This window comes from Amycolatopsis sp. FBCC-B4732, from assembly GCF_023008405.1.
GTDB classification, from domain to species: domain Bacteria; phylum Actinomycetota; class Actinomycetes; order Mycobacteriales; family Pseudonocardiaceae; genus Amycolatopsis; species Amycolatopsis pretoriensis_A.
This window is the reverse complement of record NZ_CP095376.1, coordinates 1,087,162-1,108,931: the sequence shown is the minus strand read 5'-3', so window position 1 is coordinate 1,108,931 and position 21,770 is coordinate 1,087,162. Positions and strand designations below refer to the sequence as shown.

At 70.4% G+C, this 21,770-nt stretch carries 23 protein-coding genes; 15 read left to right on the top strand and 8 right to left on the bottom strand.

Features of this window, described 5'->3' with window-relative positions:
- Positions 1-735: 735 nt before the first annotated feature.
- The 5 genes from MUY14_RS04350 to MUY14_RS04330 form a co-directional block, all read right to left on the bottom strand.
- Entirely contained in the window at positions 736-1,959 is a 1,224-nt protein-coding gene (locus MUY14_RS04350) for an HNH endonuclease signature motif containing protein (protein WP_247021035.1), read from the bottom strand.
- 159 nt (positions 1,960-2,118) lie between these two features.
- Positions 2,119-2,835 (bottom strand): M50 family metallopeptidase, encoded by a 717-nt coding sequence (locus tag MUY14_RS04345; RefSeq protein ID WP_247021033.1) that lies wholly within the window; start codon positions 2,833-2,835, stop codon positions 2,119-2,121.
- Between the two features lie 17 nt (positions 2,836-2,852).
- Positions 2,853-3,227: a helix-turn-helix domain-containing protein gene (locus tag MUY14_RS04340; RefSeq protein ID WP_247021031.1), complete on the bottom strand. Its 375-nt coding sequence runs from the start codon at positions 3,225-3,227 to the stop codon at positions 2,853-2,855.
- A gap of 40 nt (positions 3,228-3,267) precedes the next feature.
- Entirely contained in the window at positions 3,268-3,843 is a 576-nt protein-coding gene (locus MUY14_RS04335; RefSeq protein WP_315863280.1) for a TetR/AcrR family transcriptional regulator, read from the bottom strand.
- Between the two features lie 66 nt (positions 3,844-3,909).
- Complete coding sequence (locus MUY14_RS04330) at positions 3,910-4,344, bottom strand: SRPBCC family protein (protein ID WP_247021027.1); 435 nt, start codon at positions 4,342-4,344, stop codon at positions 3,910-3,912.
- A 23-nt stretch (positions 4,345-4,367) separates the two neighbouring features.
- Between MUY14_RS04330 and MUY14_RS04325 the strand changes: the two genes are divergently transcribed.
- From MUY14_RS04325 to MUY14_RS04260, 14 genes are all read left to right on the top strand, one after another.
- The gene (locus MUY14_RS04325) at positions 4,368-4,901 is read left to right on the top strand and encodes a TetR/AcrR family transcriptional regulator (RefSeq protein ID WP_247021025.1); all 534 of its coding nucleotides are present in this window, start codon (positions 4,368-4,370) and stop codon (positions 4,899-4,901) included.
- 10 nt (positions 4,902-4,911) lie between these two features.
- Complete coding sequence (locus MUY14_RS04320; RefSeq protein ID WP_247021023.1) at positions 4,912-6,633, top strand: CocE/NonD family hydrolase; 1,722 nt, start codon at positions 4,912-4,914, stop codon at positions 6,631-6,633.
- A 62-nt stretch (positions 6,634-6,695) separates the two neighbouring features.
- A complete protein-coding gene (locus MUY14_RS04315; protein WP_247021021.1) occupies positions 6,696-7,100 on the top strand; it encodes a hypothetical protein in 405 nt (134 codons plus the stop codon).
- Positions 7,097-7,282, top strand: coding sequence for a hypothetical protein (locus tag MUY14_RS04310; RefSeq protein WP_247021019.1), 186 nt, complete (start codon positions 7,097-7,099; stop codon positions 7,280-7,282). The genes MUY14_RS04315 and MUY14_RS04310 overlap by 4 nt, the downstream gene beginning before the upstream one ends.
- 45 nt (positions 7,283-7,327) lie before the next feature.
- Positions 7,328-8,014: a response regulator transcription factor gene (locus MUY14_RS04305; protein WP_247021017.1), complete on the top strand. Its 687-nt coding sequence runs from the start codon at positions 7,328-7,330 to the stop codon at positions 8,012-8,014.
- On the top strand, positions 8,011-9,384 hold the full coding sequence (locus MUY14_RS04300) for a HAMP domain-containing sensor histidine kinase (RefSeq protein ID WP_247021015.1): 1,374 nt from the start codon (positions 8,011-8,013) through the stop codon (positions 9,382-9,384). Before MUY14_RS04305 ends, MUY14_RS04300 begins: the two co-directional genes overlap by 4 nt.
- 61 nt (positions 9,385-9,445) lie before the next feature.
- A complete protein-coding gene (locus MUY14_RS04295) occupies positions 9,446-10,897 on the top strand; it encodes a VWA domain-containing protein (RefSeq protein ID WP_247021012.1) in 1,452 nt (483 codons plus the stop codon).
- Positions 10,875-11,834 (top strand): toll/interleukin-1 receptor domain-containing protein, encoded by a 960-nt coding sequence (locus MUY14_RS04290; RefSeq protein WP_247021010.1) that lies wholly within the window; start codon positions 10,875-10,877, stop codon positions 11,832-11,834. The genes MUY14_RS04295 and MUY14_RS04290 overlap by 23 nt, the downstream gene beginning before the upstream one ends.
- Before the next feature lie 20 nt (positions 11,835-11,854).
- Complete coding sequence (locus MUY14_RS04285; RefSeq protein ID WP_247021008.1) at positions 11,855-12,760, top strand: LysR family transcriptional regulator; 906 nt, start codon at positions 11,855-11,857, stop codon at positions 12,758-12,760.
- A gap of 115 nt (positions 12,761-12,875) precedes the next feature.
- Positions 12,876-14,018: a CaiB/BaiF CoA-transferase family protein gene (locus MUY14_RS04280; RefSeq protein ID WP_247021006.1), complete on the top strand. Its 1,143-nt coding sequence runs from the start codon at positions 12,876-12,878 to the stop codon at positions 14,016-14,018.
- Positions 14,019-14,066: 48 nt separating this feature from the next.
- Positions 14,067-14,810, top strand: coding sequence for a crotonase/enoyl-CoA hydratase family protein (locus tag MUY14_RS04275; RefSeq protein WP_247021004.1), 744 nt, complete (start codon positions 14,067-14,069; stop codon positions 14,808-14,810).
- Complete coding sequence (locus tag MUY14_RS04270; protein WP_247021002.1) at positions 14,807-15,541, top strand: acetoacetate decarboxylase; 735 nt, start codon at positions 14,807-14,809, stop codon at positions 15,539-15,541. The genes MUY14_RS04275 and MUY14_RS04270 overlap by 4 nt, the downstream gene beginning before the upstream one ends.
- A 13-nt stretch (positions 15,542-15,554) precedes the next feature.
- Complete coding sequence (locus tag MUY14_RS04265) at positions 15,555-16,475, top strand: 3-hydroxyacyl-CoA dehydrogenase NAD-binding domain-containing protein (RefSeq protein WP_247021000.1); 921 nt, start codon at positions 15,555-15,557, stop codon at positions 16,473-16,475.
- Position 16,476: 1 nt separating this feature from the next.
- Complete coding sequence (locus MUY14_RS04260; RefSeq protein WP_247020998.1) at positions 16,477-17,667, top strand: acyl-CoA dehydrogenase family protein; 1,191 nt, start codon at positions 16,477-16,479, stop codon at positions 17,665-17,667.
- A gap of 4 nt (positions 17,668-17,671) precedes the next feature.
- Here MUY14_RS04260 and MUY14_RS04255 read toward each other — a convergent pair whose 3' ends face one another.
- Together MUY14_RS04255 and MUY14_RS04250 are read right to left on the bottom strand one after the other, a co-directional pair.
- Entirely contained in the window at positions 17,672-18,868 is a 1,197-nt protein-coding gene (locus MUY14_RS04255; protein ID WP_247020996.1) for an LCP family protein, read from the bottom strand.
- Between the two features lie 201 nt (positions 18,869-19,069).
- Positions 19,070-19,813 carry an SDR family NAD(P)-dependent oxidoreductase gene (locus MUY14_RS04250; RefSeq protein WP_247020994.1) on the bottom strand — a complete coding sequence of 248 codons (744 nt, stop codon included), beginning with the start codon at positions 19,811-19,813 and terminating at the stop codon, positions 19,070-19,072.
- A gap of 39 nt (positions 19,814-19,852) precedes the next feature.
- Here MUY14_RS04250 and MUY14_RS04245 point away from each other — a divergent pair, with 39 nt between their 5' ends.
- The gene (locus MUY14_RS04245; RefSeq protein ID WP_247020992.1) at positions 19,853-20,842 is read left to right on the top strand and encodes an RNA polymerase subunit sigma-70; all 990 of its coding nucleotides are present in this window, start codon (positions 19,853-19,855) and stop codon (positions 20,840-20,842) included.
- A 168-nt stretch (positions 20,843-21,010) separates the two neighbouring features.
- Here MUY14_RS04245 and MUY14_RS04240 read toward each other — a convergent pair whose 3' ends face one another.
- On the bottom strand, positions 21,011-21,274 hold the full coding sequence (locus MUY14_RS04240; RefSeq protein ID WP_247020990.1) for a WhiB family transcriptional regulator: 264 nt from the start codon (positions 21,272-21,274) through the stop codon (positions 21,011-21,013).
- Between the last annotated feature and the right edge of the window lie 496 nt (positions 21,275-21,770).

Sequence of the window (21,770 nt, the reverse complement as noted above, 5' to 3'; positions counted from 1 at the left end):
GGGTTAGCGGGCGGGTAGCAGCGGCGGACAGTGCTGGGGGGACAGCGCTCGAGGCGGGAGCGGGCAGCACCCGGGCGGACAGTGCTGGGGTGGGAATGCGGCGGCGGGCAATGCTGGCGGGCAGCTTGGGGCCGACAGCGCTCGTGCGGAACCGCCGGGCCGGCCAACACTGAGCAGCACCGCTGAAGTCAGCAGCGCTCGGGCGGCAAGCACTGGGGCGGGCAGCAGTGAGCGGACGCTGCCGGGCGGACGACAGTCGGGGCGAGCGCCGTTGGACCAGGCAGAACACGGGTGGTCGGGCGGGTAGCGCTGGGGCGGACAGCGCCCAAGGACTGTGCTCGGGCGGGGCAGCACCCGAGGACAAAGCTCGACCGGTAAAACTGGGACGGCAGCGCTCGAGGACACCGCCCGGGCGAGTAGCACTGAGCGGGCAGCACCCGACGACAATGCTCAAGCGGGCAGCACCCGCAGACAAGGCTCGGCCAGTAGAACTGGAACGGCAGCGCTCGAGGACACCACTCGGACGGGTAGCACTGAGCGGGCAGCGCCTAAGGACAGTGCTCGGGCGGGTGGCGCTGGGCAGGCGATTGCCGTCGGATGCCGAATGAGTGCGGCGTGGGGCCGGGCGTGGAGGGCGATTAGTGGTCGCTGGGGAGTGTTGGCGGAGGCACGTTGTGGGGACGTGGGTGTAGGCCCGTAGCCGGTGGCTGCGGGCCTTTCCCATATGTGGTTGTGTCAGGCTGCGAATGGGAGTGGCTGGTGGATGTTGTTGCGCCTGGGTTTTCGGTGCTTGTCCAGGAACACCGGGGGTAGGAACTCGGGGTGGCCGTCGGCCGCGAGGCGGACTTGCCAGCCGGAGCGGTGCATCAAGCGGTGGTGATGCGCGCAGAGCAGGACCAGGTTCGCGAGATCGGTGGGGCCGCCGTCGGCCCAGTGGCGGATGTGGTGGCCTTGACAGTGCCGCGGTGGGCGGTGACAGCCCGGGAAGGCGCAGCCTCGGTCGCGGAGGAACAGGGCTCGGCGGAGGCCGGGTGAGATCAGGCGGCGGGCTCTACCCAGGTCCAGGGGTTCGCTGGTGGCGCCCAAAACGGACGGGATCAGTTTGCAGTCGCAGGCGTGGATGCGGGCCTCGACCGCGGAGATCCGGCCGGTGTCGCCCAGGGTCGCCTGGCCGAGGCCGGATTGCAGGTCCGACAGGGAGACGGCGACTAGGACGTGGGCGCGTTCACCGGCCTGCGTCGGGAGCTCTGGGGAGTTGAGGGCGAGGTCGATGGCGTCGGAGAAGGCGTCGCCGTAGCGTTCCTGTAGGGAACGGAAGTCTCCGCCATCGTCGGCGCTGCGGCGTTCGGCCAGGGCGTCGAGTAGGGCGCTGGCTCGGGTGCCGGTCTCGTCGTCGAACCGGCCTGTGAGTTCCCAGGTTCCGGTGCGCCTGCGGCGTAATGAGAGTTCGCGGGTCGGGGTGGCGGGCTCGACATCGACCGGCTCGGCGCCGTCGGGGTCGAGGTGGGCCAGGATCCGGGTGCCCAGGGCCGCGACTTGCTTGTGGCCTGCGTCGGCGGCGAAGGCGAGCAGGTCCTCTTCGACGGAGTCGCGGTGTTCGAGCGGGATGGGAGTCAGGGCGGTGATGATGGTGTCGATCATCGGGGTGCTCAGGGCGCCCGTCAGGGCGGCAGCGCCGGTGGCGGGGGCAACAGCGGGCGTGGCATCGAGGGTGTGCGCAGAGGTGAGAGCGAGGGCTCGGGTGACCGTGCGCTGGGCAGCCGTATGGGGAATGTCCGCGAGGTGTTCCAGCAACCGGGCAACCGAGCGGTACCCGAACAGTTCCATGACGCCGCGGGATTCGATTTCCACCAGCAGAGTCCCGATTTCCGCCTCGGCAGACCGCACGACGGTGAGCAGCCCACGGAGACGGTCGGCCAAGGCCTCCGCGTCTGTCTGCCACACCGCTTCTCTGTCCACACAACAAGATTACCCGACCATCGACCGTATGTTCATCACTCGATCAGGTGGCGATGATCGTTGCGTGGGGAATCGGCGCTGCCGACCACCACCCTAAGGCAACCACCACGAGCGCCGATTTCCCACGCCCCGGCGAAGCCGTATCAGTAAAGCCGAAAACTACGGCCACAACATCGGGAAGGCACACCAAACAGCCCACCCGATCAGCACGAACCAAGCGACGATCCAAACACCCCCAGGAACCCCAGTCCGTTCAGCCAGCGAAGAAGCATCATCCCCCCGAACCCCACGCACCCGGTTCGCGACCAACGCCCCCAGCCCACCGACCTCACTGGTCAGCAACAACCAAGCCTCCGCATACGCAACCCCGTTCTTCACCCAATCCGGAGCCCACCGCAACGCAAAAAACACCACCGCACCAACCGTGACGACCACGAGACCGGTGATGACGTCCCGCGTGAACAGCAGGATGAACAACATGGCAACAGCGGTAAGAGCAAGCACCGCAGGCACCAAACCCCGATGCAGCAACGCAGCCGCACCGAGACCGGCCAGCGGAGGCATCGCGTACCCGGCGGCAGTGGCGAGAACACCCGCGAACGGCGACGGGTTCCAATGCCGCGTGGAACCGGACTCGGCACCGGTGATCTCGATCCGGAACACCCCGCCCCCGGTCAAGATGCTCACGAGTGCGTGGCCACCCTCGTGGAAAAGCGTCCCGAGAACGTTCACCCGGTTCAGCAGCAACCGTCTCCCGGTCGTCATGAGCGCGAACGACGTCGCCGACACGGCAGCAGCGAACAGCGCGGTCGTGGCGACCAGCGTCCAGCCCGGCGCGGGCACAGTCTCGTTGAGCACGGCGAACGCGGACGCCATCGGGGAACCGTCCCGGACTACGCCGACGCCGGCGTGTGCTCCGCGTCGTACGCCTCACGCGCGTCCTGCACCGAAGACATGTGCTCCCGGGCCCACCGATCGAGCATCTCCAGCGGCTCAGACAGGTTCCGGCCCAGCGAAGTCAGCTCGTACTCCACCTTCGGCGGGATCGTCGCGTACGCCGTGCGGGTGAGGATGCCGTCGCGGACCAGGCTGCGCAGCGTCTGCGTCAGGACCTTCTGCGAGATGCCGTCCACGCGGCGGCCGATCTCCGTGAAGCGGAGGGGGCCGTCCTTCAACGCGCCCACGATCAGCACCGTCCACTGGTCGCCGATGCGGTCGAGCAGCTGGCGGGTCGGGCAGTTGCGGTCGTACGGGTCGGGCTGCCACACGGCGTGTCTCCTCACTCTCTCGGAGAGAGTAACACGCGTTTCAGCCAGTGGGAGCCAGCAGCGCTTCGAACAGGACCCGCAGGTGACGGCGTCCGCGCTCCCAGCGGGCCTCCAGCTCCGACTGGTCACGGGTGGCCCAGCTGGCGATGAGGATGCCGCGCACGACGTCCATCGCCGTGTACACCGCGTGCAGGAACTCGTGGTGCTCGGCATGCTCCGGCAGGAGTGCCTTGCCGAATTCGACCAGGCTGGACGTCGCGATCGGCTCGACCGCGGCCATCTGGCGGCGCAGTTCGGGGTCCGTGCGCGAGGCCACCCACAGCTCCACCGTCGCGGAAAACACCGGGCCCTGGTGCATCTCCCACATCAGCTGCAGCGCGTCGCCGACCGGGTCGGTGGACGCGCGGAGCCGGTCGAGCTCGGCCATCGCGACCTCGGTGCGCTTGGCCGCCAGGTGCCGGATCGCCGACGTCACCAGGTCGGCCTTCGTCGGGAAGTGGTGCACCTGCGCGCCGCGCGTGACGCCGGCGCGGTCGGCGACGCGGGTGGTCGTCGTGCCCGCGTAGCCGTACTCGACGAGACAGTCGATCGTCGCGTCGAGCAGCCGGACGCGCATCGCCGCGCTGCGCTCCTCCTGCGTGCGGCCGGTCGATCCCCGTCGTGGCGCTGACATGCGCCCACCTTATGGGGCCACCGGCGCCGCCTCGACCAGCCCCGCCACGACCCGCCCGATGAAGCGCCCCAGGAACCGCCGGTAGAACCAGCCGGTGCCGGGGATCTTCGCCGTGAACGTCGAGTGCCAGTGGATCTCGGTGCCGCCGTCGCGCGGGGAAAGGTCGACGTAGGCGACGTAGTCCCGCAACGGCAGGCCGTGCTCGAGCGCGTAGCCGAAGCGGCGGCCCGGCTCCAGCGCGACGACCTTCTCGTACGACTTGACGCCGCCGGTCCGGAACAGCCGGACCGCGTCCAGCCCTTCCGGCTCCCCCGCCCCCTCGCGGACCAGCTCGAACGAGCCCAGCGGCGACCACTCCGGCCAGGTCGCGCCGTCGCGGAGGAGCGCGTACACGGCGTCGGGCGGCGCGGACGTCCGGCCGCGCACGGAAATGCTTTGTACCATTTGGTACGTGTACCATCTGGTACATGATCGAGACAAGCCCGCGAGACCGGCTGCTCGCCGCCGCGATCGACCACATCGCCCACCACGGCGGCGCGGGCAAGAGCCTGCGGGCCCTCGCCGCCGACCTCGGCACCAGCCACCGCATGCTGATCTACCACTTCAGTTCGAAGGAAGGCCTGCTCACGGCGGTGGCGCGCGAAGTCGAAGCCCGGCAGCGCGCGGCGTTCGCCGGTCTCGATCCGGCGGAGTTCTGGCGGCGGCTCACCGACGACGACCTGCGCGCCAACGAGAGGCTGTTCTTCCAGCTCTACGGCCAGGCCCTCGGCGGCACTCCGGGCACGACCGGGCTCCTCGACGGCGTCGTCGACGACTGGCTGACCCCGATCGAAGCGCTGCTCGGGAAGTACGGCGTCCCCGAAGCCGACCGCCCAGCCCACGCCCGGCTCGGCCTCGCCGTCACCCGCGGGCTGCTGCTCGACCTCGTCACGACCGGTGACCGCGAAGCCGTCGACGCCGCGATGGCGCAGTTCCTGGCCAGGTACGAACAACCCGCGTGATACTGGCGCGATGCGCTTGCTCCTGGGGATTTCCGCCGCAGTGCTCACGACGACCGTGCTGACGCCCGTGGCGGCGGCCGCGAGCCCGCCCGTCCGCGAAACGGCGTGGGTCGAAACCGGCACCGACCACGACCACGACGGGAAGATCGACCGCGTCGCCGCCGACATCGCCCGGCCGGCGACCGGCGGACGCGTCCCGGTGATCCTCGACGTGAGCCCGTACTACGCCTGCTGCGGCCGGGGCAACGAGTCGCAGAAGAAGACGTACGCGCCGGACGGCACCCCGGAGCAGTTGCCGCTCTTCTACGACAACTACTTCGTGCCGCGCGGGTACGCCGTGGTGCTCGCCGACGTCGGCGGGACGAACCGCTCGTCGGGGTGCTTCGACGACGTGGCGAACGGCAACGCCGTCGTGAACTGGCTCAACGGCCGCGCGAAGGCCTTCGACGCCCCCGAAGGCGGCCGCCCGGTGAAAGCGGACTGGGCCACCGGGGACGTCGGCGCCATCGGCAAGTCCCAGGACGGCGCCACCGCGATCGGCATGGCCGCGTCCGGGGTCCACGGGCTGAAGACGATCGTGCCGATCGAAGGGGTCGCCGACAACTACGCCCAGCTCGTCGCGAACGGCGCGCCGCTGGCCACGCCCGAGAACACCGGGTCGTCGTTCACCTACAACGAGCACGCGGCCGAGCTGTGCAAGCCGTTCGAAGCGGACCTCAAGGCGCGGATGGGCACGAACGGCGACTACAACGCCTACTGGCGAAGCGTGAACTACGTACCGGACCCCGGCCGCGCGAGCGTACTCATCGCGCAGGGGTTCGGGGACAGCGTCGTGGCGCCGAACCAGTTCGCCACCTACTGGGACGCGCTCGGCCGCGCCGGGGTCCCGCGCAAGGCGTGGCTGAGCCAGGCCGGGCACGTCGACCCGTTCGACCTGCAGCGCGCGCAGTGGGTCGAGACGCTGGGCCGCTGGTTCGACCGCTGGCTGAAGGGCGTCCGCAACGGCGTCGAGCACGAGCCCGCCGTCCACCTCGAGACGACGCCGGATCACTGGACCGACGTCCGGAGCTGGCCGCCCGCGGCCCTGCCGGTGACCGTGTACCCGTCGACCGGCGGCACGCTCGGGCTCCGCGGCTCGGGCACGGCCACCGTCGTCGACGACCCCGCCGTGGGCCGCGAGGACTGGGCGGCCGGCGTCTCGGCGGCGAAGTTCACCGGTCCGGCGCTGCCCGCAGCGGTGCGGATCGCCGGATCGCCTTCGGTGACGATCACGGCGTCGTCGGACAAGACCGCCGCGCGGGTCGGCGTCGCGCTCGTCGACTACGGGCCGGCCGACGTCCGCGCCACCGCGAACTACGGGAGCGGGATCAAGAACCTGACGACGAAGTCGTGCTGGGGCGAGAGCCGGCCCGGGGACTCCGCGTGCTTCCTCGACACGGCCACCGACCTCGTGCACGTGGACCACCGGATCGTCGCTGCGGGCTGGGCGGACCTCGGGCACCACGCGTCGCTGCGCCACGATGAGCCGCTCGTCCCGGGCCGGGCGTACACCATGACGTTCACCCTCAGCGCCCTCGACCACGTCGTCCCGGCCGGGCACCGGCTCGGCCTGCTCCTCGGCGGCACCGACGGGCAGCTGTTCGACCCGGCGCTGCCGGTGCTGGACGACACGCTGACGTTCGACCTCGCGCGGACGTCGGTCACCGCCGGCCTTACAAAGCCCGAACACTAGGCGGACGCCCTCCGAACACCGCCCGGCCAGAGTTCTCCTCGTACCCGACACGAGGAGACACGATGCGAGGAACCACTTGGACGCGGCTGGCGCTGGCGGGCGCCGGGAGCGCGGCCTGCCTGCTGGTGGCGGCGCCGCTGGCCTCGGCCCAGACGACGTCGCCGGCGCCGGTCGCACCGATCACGCTCAGCCCCGAGGAGTCCCAGCAGGTCTGCTCGGACTGGGTGCCGAAGCTGCAGAAGAAGGCCGACAACCTGAAGAAGCGGATCAACGGCGGCGCCGAGATCAGCGGCTCGGTCGCCAACCTCAAGGCGCGGGCCGCCGACCAGCGCGCCAAGGGCCACACGCAGCGCGCCGACCAGCTCGACCAGCGCGCCACCAAGCGCCAGGGCCGCGTCGGCGAGCTGGACGCGGCCAAGCAGAAGCTCGACGCGTTCGCGTCCGCGCACTGCAAGCCGGCGAAGTGAGGGCGGCGAGGATCGCGGCGGCGGTCGGGGCCGCCGCGCTCATCGCGCTCGGCTGTTCCGGGTGCCGCGACAACCTGATGGGCTCGCCATCCGACAACGCGCCCGCGTCGTCCGAGCTGAGTGGCGTCGAGTCGACGCTCAACGGCATCGAGTCGGACATGAACAGCGATGGCACCCCCTGACCGGCTAGCGTCTCCCCGTCGGTAGCGGCGGAGACGGGAGCAGGTATGGGGTCACCGGGACGCGGCCTCGTCCTCGTGGTCGAGGACGAGGCCGCGATCGCCGAGCTGGCGGCGCTCTACCTCAAGCGCGACGGCTTCGGGGTGCACGTCGAGGCCGACGGCGGGCGGGCCCTCGACGCCGTGCGGCGGTTGAAGCCGGTCGCGATCGTGCTCGACATCGGACTGTCCGGAATGGACGGTATCGAGATCTGCAAGGCGCTGCGCGCGGCCGGGGACTGGACGCCGGTGCTGTTCGTCACCGCCCGCGACGACGAACTCGACCGCCTGCTGGGCCTGGAGATCGGCGCGGACGACTACCTGACGAAGCCGTTCAGCCCCCGCGAGCTGGCCGCCCGGGTCCGGACGGTGCTGCGGCGCGCGTCGGGGGCGACGCCGGCCGCGGAGACGTTCACCGTCGGCGGCGCCCGGGTCGACGTCACCAGCCGCCGCGCCTGGGCGGGCGAGGCGGAGGTTTCGCTGACGTCCACCGAGTTCGACCTCCTCACGCACCTGCTCCGGCACCCGGGGCAGGTGCTTTCGCGCGACCAGCTGCTCAGCGCCGTCTGGGGTTACGCCGCGGCGGCGGGCACGCGCACGGTCGACGTCCACGTGGCGCAGCTGCGGGCGAAACTCGGCGCGGCGAGCCCGATCCGGACGGTGCGCGGCATCGGCTACGCGGCGGACCCGGCGTGAGGGGCACGCTGGCCGGCCGGATCACGCTGGTGTGCCTGGGCGTCGCCGGGGTCGCGGTGATCGTCGCCGGGCTGGTCGGCGCCCGGCTGGTGCGGACGACGGCGGACAACGTGCTGCAGTCTTCGCTGTCCGCGCAGGCCGACGTCGTCGCGACGCAGCTCGACGAAACCGGCATCGGCAACCGGCTCGGGGTCGGCAAGGTGGCCGACGTCGTGCGCGGGCAGGGCATTTCGGTGGTGGTGCGCCGCGCGGGCGGCGGCCAGGCACTCGGCGAGGCGGTCGCGGTGCAGGCCGCGGGCAAGCTGGGGCTGGCGGCGGACCATTCGGGCCGCGTCACGGTCGGCGGCTCCCAGTACCTGGTCGAGACGCGGGTGGTCGGCGCACGCGGGGCGGCGTTCGCGCTGGTCCTGCCCGCGCGCAACGCCGACGCGACGCAGCGCGCGCTGGTGCGGAACATCGCGCTGGCCCTGGGGATCGGTCTGGTGGTCGCGGCACTGGCGGGCTTCGTGTCGGGCCGGTTACTGGGCCGTCCGCTGCGGCGGGCGGCGCTTGCGGCGGGCTCGCTCCGGGCGGGACGGCGGGACGTGCGGGTCCCGGTCCAGGGGCCGCGCGAGGTGGCGGAGGTCGCGGGGTCGTTGAACTCGCTGGCCGACGCGCTGGCGGTGAGCGAGGCGCGGCAGCGGGAGTTCCTGCTGTCGGTGTCGCACGAGCTGCGGACGCCCCTGACCGCCGTGACGGGCTTCGCGGAGGCGATCGCGGACGGCGTCGCCACCGGTGACGACGCCGTGCACGCGGGTCGGACGATCCAGCGCGAGGCGTTGCGGCTGGAGCGGCTGGTGACGGACCTGCTGGAACTGGCGAGGCTGGGCGCGGACGAGTTCCGGCTGGACCTGGCTTCGGTGGACCTGGCCGCGCTCGTGCGTGACTGCGCGGAGGTCTGGCAGCTGCGGTGCGCCCGCGAGAACGTCCGGCTGTCGGTGTCGGCACCCGCGGCCCCGGTCGTGGTGGTGGCGGACGCCCGGCGGCTGCGTCAGGTTGTCGACGGACTGGCGGAAAACGCGCTGCGGGTGACGCCGGCCGGGGCACCGATGGTGTTCGCGCTCTCGGTGTCGGCCGCCGGAGCCGCACTTTCGGTGCGCGACGGCGGGCCGGGACTGGCACCGGAGGACTACCCGGTGGCGTTCGAGCGGGGCGTGCTGAACAAGAGGTACCGGGATCGGCGGCCGGTGGGGTCGGGCATCGGGCTGGCGCTGGTGCACGGCCTCGTCACCCGGATGGGCGGAACGCTGACCGCGGGCCCGGCCCCGGAAGGCGGGGCGGCGTTCACGATCGTTTTCCCGTTGACCACCGCGGTTTCTTCTCCGCCGTAACAACCGCCGTGTTCCGGCGACTTCCCAGGCGTCCTCGTCGGAAAAGGTGGAGGCGGAAACCATGAGCGAAACTGGCGGCCCGATCGAACTGGTCGTGCTGACCGAGCGGCCCGCGGTGCGGAACGACACGGCCACCGACCTCGACGTGGTCGTCGAAATCCGCTGCCGGGCCGGGAGTTCCGCCCGCGAATCCGGTGACGCGATGCGGATGAACCTGTGCGTGGTGATCGACCGGAGCGCCAGCATGAACGGCCGGAAACTGGAGACCGCGAAACGCAGCTGCCTCGACATCCTGGGCCGCCTCGCCGAACGCGATCTGTTCACCGTGGTGGTTTTCGACGGCCAGGCTGAAGTGGTCGCCAATCCGCAGATGGACCGCGCCACGGCGCAGGAGCGGATTCGCGCCGTCGGTTCGCGAGGCAACACCAACCTTTCGCTCGGCTGGTACCTCGGCTTGCTGGAACTGCAGACGCACACCACCGACCGGCACTACAACCGACTGTTCCTGCTGTCGGACGGGCAAGCCAACGCCGGCGAGACCAAGCGGACCACGCTGGCCAGGGAAGCGGCGCAATCCCGGGACCTCGGCATCACGACGTCGACGATCGGGATCGGGGACGATTTCAACGAGGACCTCCTCGAAGCCATCGCCTCCGGCTCGGGCGGCCGGTTCTGGAGCATCAGCGAGTCGCGGCTCGAAGACATCATCGAGGAAGAGTTCAGCGGTGCCCTGAGCACGACACTCGACCGGCCGAGGGTCGAACTGACCCTGCCCGACGGTGTCGTTGTGGAACAGGAGCTCAACATGCTCAAGAAGAGCGGCAACCGCTACCGGATCCGGCCGCTCAAGGGCGAGGACATGTTCAACTTCGCCGTGCGCCTGTCGATCGACCCGAAGGCGCTCGGCAACGAGGGGACGGAGATCGGCGCGCGGCTCTACGACGCCGACACGCTCGTGACGAGCGCCACCGCCGCCGTCGAGGTGCTCCCGGTCGAGCAGGCGGCGGCGACCCCGTCCGAGCCGCTGGTGGTCAGTGTGGTCAGCCAATACACGATGACAACGTCGGACGAGGAGATGCTCGACAAGCTCGACTCGGGCGACATGAACCTCATGAAACGCCTCCTGATCGCCGAGGTGGAAGGCATGCGGCACGTGACGGACGCACTCGAAGCCGAGCAGGACACCGCGCGCGTCCGGTACGAGCTGCGGAACCTCACGAACCGGGTGATGGTCTCCGAGGTGTCGATGGAGCTCACCGAACTGCTGGAGCCCTTCCTCGCGGACCCCGACGTGACCCGGTTCGTGTCGGTCTGGCGCAAAGGCCTGCGGCAGGAGTACCAGCGCAGTTCGATCCGCGACTGCTCCGTGAGAGGCTCCGACGAAGGGATGGTGGTGGACCTCGTGGCCCGCGCCATCACCCTCGGCGGCGAGCTGGCCGCGCGCTACCCGGACGACGCCGAGACCATCGGGCGGCGGGTGGAGGCACTGCGTGAGTACCTGGCAAGGCTCTGAGCCGGGCGCCTGGACCTTCGGCAAAACCCTGCTCACCGGGCACGGGAAGGGCACCGGCGAGTTCGGCACGTCCTACGCGGTCCTGTCCGAGCAGCGGATGCTGAACGGCCGGGTCAGCGCGTCGATCACCCTGACCGACCGGCACCAGACCGGGGCCGGCCTGGTCTGCCGGGCCGACACCGCCTGGTCGTTCCTCGCCTTCTACACCGCACCGTCGGGCGACTCGGCGGACTCGACGTTCGCCCGGATCGGCGTGTTCAAGGAGGGCCTGTTCGTGCCGGTGGCCGTCTCGGCCGAGCCGGTGGTGCTCTCGAGGCGGGCGAACCGGTTCTCGCTGGAGTTCTTCTCCGGGCACGTCCGCGGGGAGATCGTCGCGGACGACCGGACCTGCGAGCTGTCCGCGACCGTGCCGCACCTGCCGTTCCCCGGGCTGACCGGGCTGGTCAAGTTCTACCGCGCGACGATGCTGGCGCGGGACTTCTCCGCGACCCTGAGCGACATCCCTTCCCCCAGCCAGGTGGACCCGCCCGCCGAATACGACTTCGACGTCTTCCTGTGTCACTCGTCACCGGACAAGCCGACGGTCACCGAGCTGGCCGGCCGGCTGTCCGAGGCGGGGTTGACCTGCTGGCTGGACTCCGAGCAGATCGCCTTCGGGGACGCGATCACCGACGCGATCGAAAAAGGCCTGTCACGCAGCCGCTTCGTCCTGCCGTGCTTCAGCATCGACCAGCGGGATTCGGGCTGGATGCGCGCGGAGTACCAGGCGATCCTCAACGCCCAGTTCTCCGGAGACGAAACCCGCCGTGTGATCCCCGTCCTGCTCGACGACGTCGACCCGGGTGCCCTGCCGCTCCTGCTGCGGGACCGCAAACGGGTGTCCTACCGGAACAAGGTCGAGTTCGGGGAGTTCGTCCAGTTCCTGCAACGGCGGTGACGGCCGTCTAGGGTGATCACGTGGAGATGCTGCACCTGCGCTACTTCGTCGCGGTCGCCGAGGAGCTGAACTTCTCCGCTGCCGCGCGGAAGCTGCACATGGCCGCCTCGCCGCTCAGTCAGCGGATCAAGGACCTCGAGCACGAGCTCGGGCAGCAGCTGTTCGACCGCAGCACCCACCACGTCACCCTCACCGACGCCGGGACCGCGTTGCTGCCCCTCGCGCGGGACGTGCTCGAGCAGGTCGGCGCTATTCCGTGGAAGCTCGCCGAGGCGACCCGGCCGCAGCGGCGGACCGTTTTCCTCGGGATGCCCGCCGGGGTGCACCCCGATCTGCGGGACCGCGTCAACGCCCTCGCCGGGCGCGTTCGGGAGACCTACGAGCTCAAGCGGTGGCCCGGGACGACCGCCGATCTCGTGCAGGGGGTGCACGAGGGCAAGCTGGCCCTTGCGCTGGCGCGGCTGCCGGTCACCGATCCCGCGCTGGAGCAGCTGCCCGTGATGACCGAACGGCTCGGGGCCGTCGTGCCCGCCGAGCTGTTCGCCGGGCGGGACTCCGTCAGCCTGGCCGAGCTGGCCGACTTCCCGTACGTCGCCTCGCCGGAGGAAATCGTCCCCGCCTATTTCGACCAGCTGGACCACCAATTGAGCGAACTCGGCGTCAAGAAACGCATCCGGCTGACCAACACCGGGTACGGCGGGACGTCCGAAATCATTTCCAGTGGCGAGGCGTTCTCCATTTCCATGCTCGACGAGAAGTCGCCGATGCACGGCTACCGGCTCGACAACGTCATCGTGCTGCCCTTCACCGATTTCCGGCCCCAGCTGGACACCGGCCTGCTCTGGCGGCGTGATCGCACCGACGGCGACCTGCGAGAACTCGTCGGTGTCGCGAAAGAGATCTTCGCCGAACCCCTCACCAGCTGACAATGGTATGACCACTGCGGTCATACCATTGTTCGCATCATGATCATTCCCTTTTGGCGCCCACGCTATTAGCTTCGTAGGTAGAGCGAAACAGCAAGGCGCGAAAGGACGAACGATGAACAGCACCGGACCGCTGGACGGCGTGCGCGTGATCGACCTCTCGACCGTGGTCATGGGCCCGTACGCGGCCCAGATCCTCGGTGACCTGGGCGCCGACGTGATCAAGATCGAGTCCCCCGCGGACACCGTCCGGGTGGGCAGCTACCGGACCACGCCGGGCATGACCGCGCTGAACCTCAACGTCAACCGCAACAAGCGCAGCGTGGCCCTCAACCTCAAGGACGACGCCGAGCGCGAGCAGGCGCTGAAGCTGATCGACACCGCCGACGTGCTGATCACCAACATGCGCCCCGGCGCGCTGAGCCGCCTGGGCCTGAACTACGCCGACGTCGCCGAGCGCAACCCCCGCCTGGTCTACGCCCACGCGCAGGGCTTCCGCGGCGACTCCCCGCAGGCCGGCAACGCCGCCTACGACGAGACCGTGCAGGCCTCTTCCGGCCTGGTCGACGTGGCCAACCGCGCATTGGGCAAGCCGGTCTACCTGCCGACGATCATCGGCGACAAGGTGTCGTCGCTGACCATCGCCTACAGCGTGCTCGCCGCGCTGGTCCACCGCGACAAGACCGGCGAGGGCCAGCAGATCGAGATCCCGATGACCGACACGCTGCTCGCGTTCAACCTGGTCGAGCACCTCGCCGGGCACACCTACGAGCCGGCCGAGGGCCCCACCGGGTTCGGGCTGTCGATGACGAAGGGCCATGCCGCGGTCCACACCAAGGACGGCCTCGCCTGCGTCATCCCCTACAACCCGAAGAACTTCCGCGACTTCTTCGCCGCGGCCGGACGCCCCGAGCTGGCGGCGGACCCGCGCGTGAACGGCGACGCCATCGACCGCGCCGACAACGAGTGGCTGACCGAGCAGATCGCCGCGTGCGCGCCGGCGCTGACCACCGAGGAGTGGGCCGAGGTCTGCGCGAAGCACAGCATCCCGATGGCGCCGGTGCTCGAACTGGACCGCGCGCACGAGGACGCCTACGTCCGCGACGGCCACCTGCTCGACACCGTCGAGCACCCGAGCGAGGGCACCATCCGCACGGTCGGCATCCCGGTGAAGTTCTCCGCGACGCCCGGCTCGATCCGCCGCCTGGCCCCGCTGGCCGGCCAGGACACCGCCGAAGTCCTCGCCGAACTGGTCTAGACCAACGCAACTTTCCCTACGAAAGTGGCGTCAAGGAAGTGTGAAGTCATGAGTGAAGTACGCACCGAGCGGATCGGCGGCACCCTGCTGATCACGATCGACCGCCCGCAGGCCCGCAACGCGGTCAACGCCGCCGTCGCGACCCAGCTGGCCGCCGCCCTCGACGAGCTGGAAGCCGATCCCACGCTCCGGGCGGGCGTCCTGACCGGCGCCGAGAACACCTTCAGCGCCGGGATGGACCTCAAGGCCGCGCTCAAGGGCGAGTCCCCGGAGATCCCGGGACGCGGCTTCGGCGGCCTGACCGACGCCGAGCTGGCCAAGCCGCTGATCGCCGCTGTCGAAGGGTTCGCCATGGGCGGCGGGTTCGAGCTGGCGCTGGGCTGCGACCTGATCGTCGCCGGTGAAGATGCGCGGTTCGGCCTCCCCGAGGTCAAGCGGGGCCTGATCGCCGCCGGCGGTGGCGTCATCCGGCTGCCGAAGCGGATCCCGCACCACCTGGCGATGGAGTTCCTGCTGACCGGCGAGCCCGTCACCGGCCGCCGGGCCGGCGAGCTGGGCCTGGTCAACCGCGTGACGCCGAACGGCGACGCCGCCGCCGTCGCGCTCCAGCTGGCCGAGAAGCTGGCGGAGAACGCGCCCCTGGCGCTGGCCGCCGTCAAGAAGGTCGTGCGTGCCGCGGATCCGAAAGCCGCGCAGCGCGAGGAAATCAAGAAGCTGATGCAGTCCGCCGACGTCCGCGAGGGCATGACCGCCTTCGCCGAGCGCCGCGCTCCGAAGTGGACAGGCGAATGAAGATCGAAGAAGTCCGCCGGCACGTGACCACTCCCCTGACCGCCCCGGCGTTCGCGCCCGTGGTCCCGAGGTTCACGAACCGCGAGTACCTGAACATCGTCTACCGCACCGACGCCGACGCCCTGCGCGCCGTCGTGCCGGAGCCGCTGAAGGTCGAAGAACCGTTGGTGCGCTTCGAAGTCATGAAAATGGGCGACGTCTCCGGCTACGGCCCCTACACCGAATCCGGCCAGGCGATCGAGGTCAGCTTCGACGGCGAGCGCGGCGAGTACCTGCACGCGATGTACCTCGACAACTTCCCGGCGACGGCGTCCGGGCGCGAGGTCAGCGCGTACCCGAAGACGGTCGGCAGCCCGAAGCTCTATGTCGACAACGGTGTTCTCGTGGGCACGCTGGACTACGGGACGCTCCGGGTGGCCACCGCGACCATGGGCTACAAGCACCACGAGCTGGACGCCCGCGAGGCCGAACGCCAGATCACCGTCCCGACGTTCATGCTCAAGACGATCCCGGGCTACGACGGCGCGCCGCGCGTGCAGGAACTGGTCCGCACCGAGATCACCGACGTCGTGGTCAAGGAGGCCTACACCGGCCCCGCTCGGCTGCAGCTGTTCCAGCACGTCCTGGCCCCGCTGGCCGACCTGCCGGTGCTGGAGGTCGTCTCCGCCAGCCACATCCTCACCGACCTGACGCTCGCTCCGGTCAAGCCGGTCTTCGACTACCTCAGCTGAAGGGGAGCACAGCATGAATGACACAGTCGTGAAGAACGCGGCAGTCGTCGGTGCCGGCACGATCGGCCTGTCCTGGACGGCGCTGTTCGCGAGCCACGGTCTCACCGTCCGCGTCACCGACCCCCGCCCGGATCTCGCCGACGCCATCGCCGAAGCGCTGAAGACGTTCGCACCGCACCTGGGCACCACCGCCGCCGAGCTGGCGAGCCGGGTGAGCATCGCCGAAAGCGTCACTGAATCAGTGAAAGAAGCGGATGTGGTGCAGGAGAACGGGCCCGAGAACGTCGAGTTCAAAAAGGACCTGTTCAAGCAGCTCGTCGAGGAAGCTCCGCAGCACGCGCTGCTGCTGAGTTCGTCGAGCGCCATCCCCTCGACCGCGTTCACCGAGGAGATCGACGGCAGCCGGGTCCTCATCGGACACCCGTTCAACCCGCCGCACCTGATCCCGCTGGTCGAGGTCGTCCCCGGCGAGCGCACCAGCGACGAGTCGGTCGAGCGGGCCGTCGAGTTCTACACCTTCCTCGGCCGGACGCCGGTCGTGGAGCGCAAGGAGATGCCCGGGTTCGTCGGCAACCGGCTGCAGAACGCGCTGAGCCGCGAGGCGATCTACCTCGTCGAGCAGGGTGTCGTGACGCCGGAAGAGCTCGACAAGGTCATCACGAACTCGCTCGGCATCCGCTGGGCCACGGTCGGGCCGTTCCTCGGCTCGCACCTCGGCGGCGGCCCCGGCGGCTACCGGCACATGGCCGAGCACATCGGCAAGTCCATGAAGAAGATGTGGGCCGGGCTGGGCACCCCCAGCCAGAGCCCCGAAGAGCAGGAACGGCTGATCGAAGCCGTCGAAACCGCTTACGGCTCCTCCACGTACTCGGACCTGGCCGAGACGCGCGACCGCAAGCAGCTCGCCGTTTTGCACGCAGTGGAGGAGAACTGACATGGAACCGCTGAAGGACAAGCTGACCGCCGACTTCTACGACTTCGAGGCGCTGCTCGCCGACGACGAGCGCAAGCTGCTCGTGAAGGCGCGCGAGTTCATGACGAACGACGTCAAGCCGCTGGTGAACGAGAACTGGGAAGCCGGCACCTTCCCGAAGGAACTCATCGGCATGTTCCGCGAAAGCGGTCTCGCCGGCCTGCCGTACGAGGGCTACGGCGAGCACAAGCCCGCCGTCAGCCACCTGCTCACCGGCATGATGGCGATGGAGATGAGCCGCACGGACGCGTCCGTGGCGACGTTCTTCGGTGTCCACAACGGACTCGCGATGTACTCGATTTACAGCGGTGGAAGCCAGGAACAGCGCGACCGCTGGCTGCCCGAGATGGCGGCGATGGACAAGATCGGCGCGTTCGCGATGACCGAGCCGCTCGGCGGGTCCGACGTGGCCGGTGGCATGCGCACCACGGCCAAGCGGACCGGAGACACCTGGATCCTCAACGGCGCGAAGAAGTGGATCGGCAACGCGACCTTCGCCGACTACGTCGTCGTGTGGGCCCGCGACCTGGACGACAACCACGTCAAGGGGTTCGTCGTCGAGAAGGGCATGCCCGGCTTCGTGCCGGAGAAGATCCAGGGCAAGACGGCGTTCCGGATCGTCGAGAACGCCGAGATCACCCTGACCGACGTCCGCGTGCCGGAGGCGAACCGCCTGCAGGGCATCGACTCCTTCCGCGACGTCGCCGAGATCCTGCGCGCCACCCGCGGCGGGGTCGCCTGGCAGGCGCTGGGCGTGATGATCGGCGCCTACGAAGCCGCGCTGGCCTACTCGCAGGAGCGCAAGCAGTTCGGCCGCCCGATCGCGCGGTTCCAGCTGGTGCAGGACCTGCTCGTGAAGAGCCTCGGCAACATCACCGCGTCGTGGGGCATGCTGGTGCAGCTCGCCCGCCTGCAGGACGCCGGGATCTTCAAGGACGAGCAGTCGTCGCTGGCCAAGGCGTTCGTCACTTCGCGGATGCGCGAGGTCGTCGCCTGGAGCCGGGAGATCTTCGGCGGCAACGGGATCGTGCTCGAATACGACGTCGCGCGGTTCTTCGCCGACGCCGAAGCGATCTACTCGTTCGAGGGCACGCGCGAGATGAACACCCTGATCGTCGGGAAGGCGATCACGGGGCAGTCCGCGTTCGTGTGACGGGCTAGTTCACGCAGCCGGCGGCCGTACTGGTCGCCGGCTGCTTGCTGTCCGGCGTCCGGGTGGTGGTCGCCGCGACCGGCTTGACGCCGCCGGTCGTGTCGTCGCCCGAGGCCTGGACCGCGGGCGTGCTGATCGCCGTGCGCACGAACTGCTGGACCTGCGCCGGGTCGACCTTCACCGCGTCGCCGTCGGACGGCGTCTGCAGCGACAGGCTCTGCACCGGGATGGTGGCGAACGCGATCGCGCCCGAGGTCATCCCCCGCAGCTGCTGCGCGAAGCTCAGGACGTCCCAGCCCTTGTCCAGCACCACGGCGCCCTGCACCGCGCCGACCAGCGAGTTCAGCTTCGAGACGTCGGTGAAGGTGCCCGCGTTCAGCACCTTCTTCGCCATCCCGGACAGGAACGCCTGCTGCCGCGCGATCCGGTCGAGGTCGCCGTTGGCCAGGCCGTGGCGCTGCCGGACGAACGCGAGCGCCTGTGCCCCGGACAGCGTCTGCGGTCCGGCCGCGAAGTCCGCGCCCGAGTAGCTGTCGTGCACCGGCGCCTTGAGGCAGACCTCGACGCCGCCGACCGCCTGCGACAGCGCGTCGAACCCGGCGAGGTTGATCGCCGCGTAGTGGTTGATGGTCAGCCCGGTGAACTTCTCGACGGTCTGGATCGCCGTCTTCGCGCCCGCCGCGTTCGCCGCGACCTCCAGCTGCGCGCCGCTCAGGCCTTCGGCGCGCAGACCGGACATCGAGGCGTTCTTGCCGCGGCTGTACGCCGAGTTGATCTTGTGCTTGCCGTACCCGCCCGCGATGTCCACATAGGAGTCGCGCGGGATGGAGATGGCGGTGGCCGCCGCGCCGCCGGCCGGGATGTGCACGACGATCATCGTGTCGGTGGTGTCGCCGCCGTCGTCGCTGCTGCCGGCGTGCAACGCGTCGAGCACGTTCTGCGGCAACGGGTTGCCGTACGCGTCCGTGCGCGCGTCGATCCCGACGAGCAGGATGTTCTGGGCCGCTTTGAGCGGTTCGCCGGGAATCGCGTCCTGCTCGTCGATCTGCGCCGAGGGCGGGATGACGTCCGCGGTGACGATGCCCGCGTCCAGCTTGCTCAGCTGCGTCCACGCGTACCCGGTGGCGGCGAGCACCAGCGTCGACACGACGCCGATGGCCACGCGCCCGCCGATGCGGCGCCCCCGGGACGACAGCAGCACGACACTTCCCCTTGCTTCCCTCGGGTGGATCCCCTCCTTCGAGGATCACCGGGTTAGCTGGGAATCACCTGAGAAAATTGTAGGAAGGTCGTGACGCTGCCCGATCGGCCGAGCCGGTTCGAGCCGATCGGTCGGTTTTCGCTACGGACCGCACCGGCGCGCGCACGGGAAAGTGCTGTGGCGCTGGCCACAGCGGCCGGCTCAGCGGGGCATGCGGCGCCAGATCGCGCGCGGCAGGAGGCGCATCGCGAAGAACACCGGGCGGAGCACGCCCGGCACCCACACGACGCCGCGGCCCCGCCGCAACGCCGCCGCCGTCGCCTCCGCCACCTGGTCCGGGGTGCTCGAGAACGGTGCCGGCGCCATGCCGTCGGTCATCCGGCCGACCACGAAGCCCGGGCGGACCAGCAGCAGGCGGACACCCGAGCCGTGCAGGGCGTCGGCGAGGCCGCTCGCGAAGCCGTCGAGACCGGCCTTCGCCGAGCCGTAGACGTAGTTCGCGCGGCGCACGCGGATCCCGGCCACCGACGAGAACACCACCAGAGTGCCGTGGCCCTGGGCGCGCAGCAGGTTCGCGGCGTGGGTCAGCACGCCGACCTGGGCGACGTAGTCGGTGTGCACGACCGCCGCGGCGTGGGCGGCGTCGGTTTCCGCGCGGGACTGGTCGCCGAGGATGCCGAAGGCGAGCACCACCGTCTCCAGGGGCCCGTGCTCGGCCGCCACCTTCTCCAGGAAGGGGCCATGCGCGGCGAGGTCGTCGGCGTCGAAGTCCGCGGTCTCGACGGCTTCGGCGCCGGCCTCGCGCAGCGCGGCGACCTCCGCGGTCAGGTCCGCGCCCGGCCGCGCGGCCAGCACGAACCGCCGGGTGTCCCCGCTGACCAGGCGTTTCGCCAGGGCCAGCCCGATTTCACTGCGTCCGCCCAGCACCAGCACCGTTCCGCTCACGGCAGCAGTCTTGCAGCCCGGGTGCGCTAGCGTGCCCGGGTGGGTCGCACTCCGGACTTCGAGACGCTCGTCGCGCGGCACCGCCGGGAGATCCAGGTGCACTGCTACCGGATGCTCGGCTCGCTGAGCGACGCCGAGGACCTGGCGCAGGAGACGTTCCTGCGGGCGTGGAAAGCGCGCGACGGCTTCGAAGGCCGGGCGAGCGCGCGCACGTGGCTGTACCGGATCGCGACGAACGCGTGCCTCGACGTCCTCGCCCGGCGGCCCCGGCGGGTGCTGCCCGATCAGCTCGGGCCGGCCGGGGAGCCGGACGGGCCGATCGCGGCCGCCGACCTGCCGTGGCTCGAGCCGTACCCGGACCGGCTGCTCGACGGGGCCGGGCCGGACGACGCCGTCGTCGACCGGGAGACCATCGAGCTCGCCTACCTGGCCGCGCTCCAGCACCTGCCGCCCCGGCAGCGGGCGGCGCTCGTCCTGCGCGACGTGCTCGGCTGGCCGGCGAAGGAGACGGCGGCGGCGCTGGAGACGAGCGTGGCTTCGGCGAACAGCGCGCTCCAGCGCGCGCGGACGACGTTGCGTGAGCGGCTGCCCGCGCGCCGTGCCGAGTGGACGGCCGGCGACCCGACGGCCGAGGAAGCCGCGCTGCTCAAGCGGTTCATCGCCGCGTACGAGAACGGCGACCCCGCCGCGGTCGCGCAGTTGCTGCGCGAAGACGCCCAGGCGATCATGCCGCCGTACACGCTTTGGTTCGACAACCGCGCGTCGATCATCCGGGCGCTGTCGCTCTCGATGGACCCGGCGTCGCCGCACTGCATCGGGCGGTTCCGGATGCGGCCGGTCCGCGCCAACCGCCGCCCGGCCGTGGCCACCTACCTGCGGCGGCCGGGCGAGGACGGCTTCCGGTGGTTCGGGATCAGCGTGCTGACGGTCGAAGACGGGCTGATCACGGCGATGGCCGCGTTCGAGTCGGTGCCGGCCGCCGCCTGGGACCTGCCCGAAACGTGGCCGGGTGAGCACGCGTCGTGGTGAACGCGATCCCGGTGCGCAGCGAATAGCGACCCGAACGCGGACGTGAAAAAGCCCGGGCGGGTGATTCGCACAGGAATCACCCGCCCGGGCACGCACACTCCCGGATCCATTTTCTTCCGGATTCGGTGTTATTGCTCGAGGCCGCCGGGAGAGGTCACCGGGCGGCGGTCAGGCCACTCGGTGCCGCTGCGGCGCGGTGCGCGCCAGCCGGCGTCGGTCCTCGGCGGTGGTCCCGCCGAAAACACCGTGGTCGAGCCCGTTGTCGAGCGCGTAGCCGAGGCATTCGGCGCGCACCGGGCAGCGTGCGCACACGGCCTTGGCCTGCACTGTCTGCCGGGCGCCGGGGCCTACCGCGGAGATCGGGAAGAACAGTTCCGGGTCCTCGTCCTTGCAGGCCGCGAGTTCCGCCCAGCCCGTCATCGTGGCTTCCATTTCCTTCAGTCACCTCCTTCGGTTCTTCTGTTTCCCATTGTCATCGCGCGTCAACCGACTTGACCGCCGCGGACGCGCGAGCATATCCGCATCGGTCAAGGGGTTTTGGCTTCGGTCCCCGGCTCACCCTCCGGGCAACCAAGACTGCAACACATGAGAGTACGCCCTTCTTCCCGGGATCTCGATGTCGATCACGTCACCCGATCGGCGCGGCCACGCCCCGCGCGAGCCGGCCGCTCCGGCGCCGGTGGGTGCCGGCCATCGCCTCGGTCAGCAGCTGCGGCCGACGGGTCTCTTCCTTGCTCCACACGGCTTTCCACCCCAGGCGCGGCCGAAACACGGCCGGCCGGCCTGTGCGGTGCCGTCGTCGGCGGCGCCCCGGCTCCCGGCGGGGGCGCGGCGACCGGAATCCGCCGTTCGCGGACCCGGCCGGTGCCGATCGGCGCCCGGGCGCGCGGACGTCCGCACCGGGTTTTCGATCACGTCTCGGTGGGTC

Coding starts and splice junctions, on each gene's coding strand:
- MUY14_RS04345 (WP_247021033.1), bottom strand. CDS start 2,835: ATGGCGTCCGCGTTCGCCGTGCTCAACGAGACTGTGCCCGCGCCGGGC.
- MUY14_RS04335 (WP_315863280.1), bottom strand. CDS start 3,843: ATGCGCGTCCGGCTGCTCGACGCGACGATCGACTGTCTCGTCGAGTAC.
- MUY14_RS04330 (WP_247021027.1), bottom strand. CDS start 4,344: ATGGTACAAAGCATTTCCGTGCGCGGCCGGACGTCCGCGCCGCCCGAC.
- MUY14_RS04325 (WP_247021025.1), top strand. CDS start 4,368: ATGATCGAGACAAGCCCGCGAGACCGGCTGCTCGCCGCCGCGATCGAC.
- MUY14_RS04320 (WP_247021023.1), top strand. CDS start 4,912: ATGCGCTTGCTCCTGGGGATTTCCGCCGCAGTGCTCACGACGACCGTG.
- MUY14_RS04315 (WP_247021021.1), top strand. CDS start 6,696: ATGCGAGGAACCACTTGGACGCGGCTGGCGCTGGCGGGCGCCGGGAGC.
- MUY14_RS04305 (WP_247021017.1), top strand. CDS start 7,328: ATGGGGTCACCGGGACGCGGCCTCGTCCTCGTGGTCGAGGACGAGGCC.
- MUY14_RS04295 (WP_247021012.1), top strand. CDS start 9,446: ATGAGCGAAACTGGCGGCCCGATCGAACTGGTCGTGCTGACCGAGCGG.
- MUY14_RS04280 (WP_247021006.1), top strand. CDS start 12,876: ATGAACAGCACCGGACCGCTGGACGGCGTGCGCGTGATCGACCTCTCG.
- MUY14_RS04275 (WP_247021004.1), top strand. CDS start 14,067: ATGAGTGAAGTACGCACCGAGCGGATCGGCGGCACCCTGCTGATCACG.
- MUY14_RS04270 (WP_247021002.1), top strand. CDS start 14,807: ATGAAGATCGAAGAAGTCCGCCGGCACGTGACCACTCCCCTGACCGCC.
- MUY14_RS04265 (WP_247021000.1), top strand. CDS start 15,555: ATGAATGACACAGTCGTGAAGAACGCGGCAGTCGTCGGTGCCGGCACG.
- MUY14_RS04260 (WP_247020998.1), top strand. CDS start 16,477: ATGGAACCGCTGAAGGACAAGCTGACCGCCGACTTCTACGACTTCGAG.
- MUY14_RS04240 (WP_247020990.1), bottom strand. CDS start 21,274: ATGGAAGCCACGATGACGGGCTGGGCGGAACTCGCGGCCTGCAAGGAC.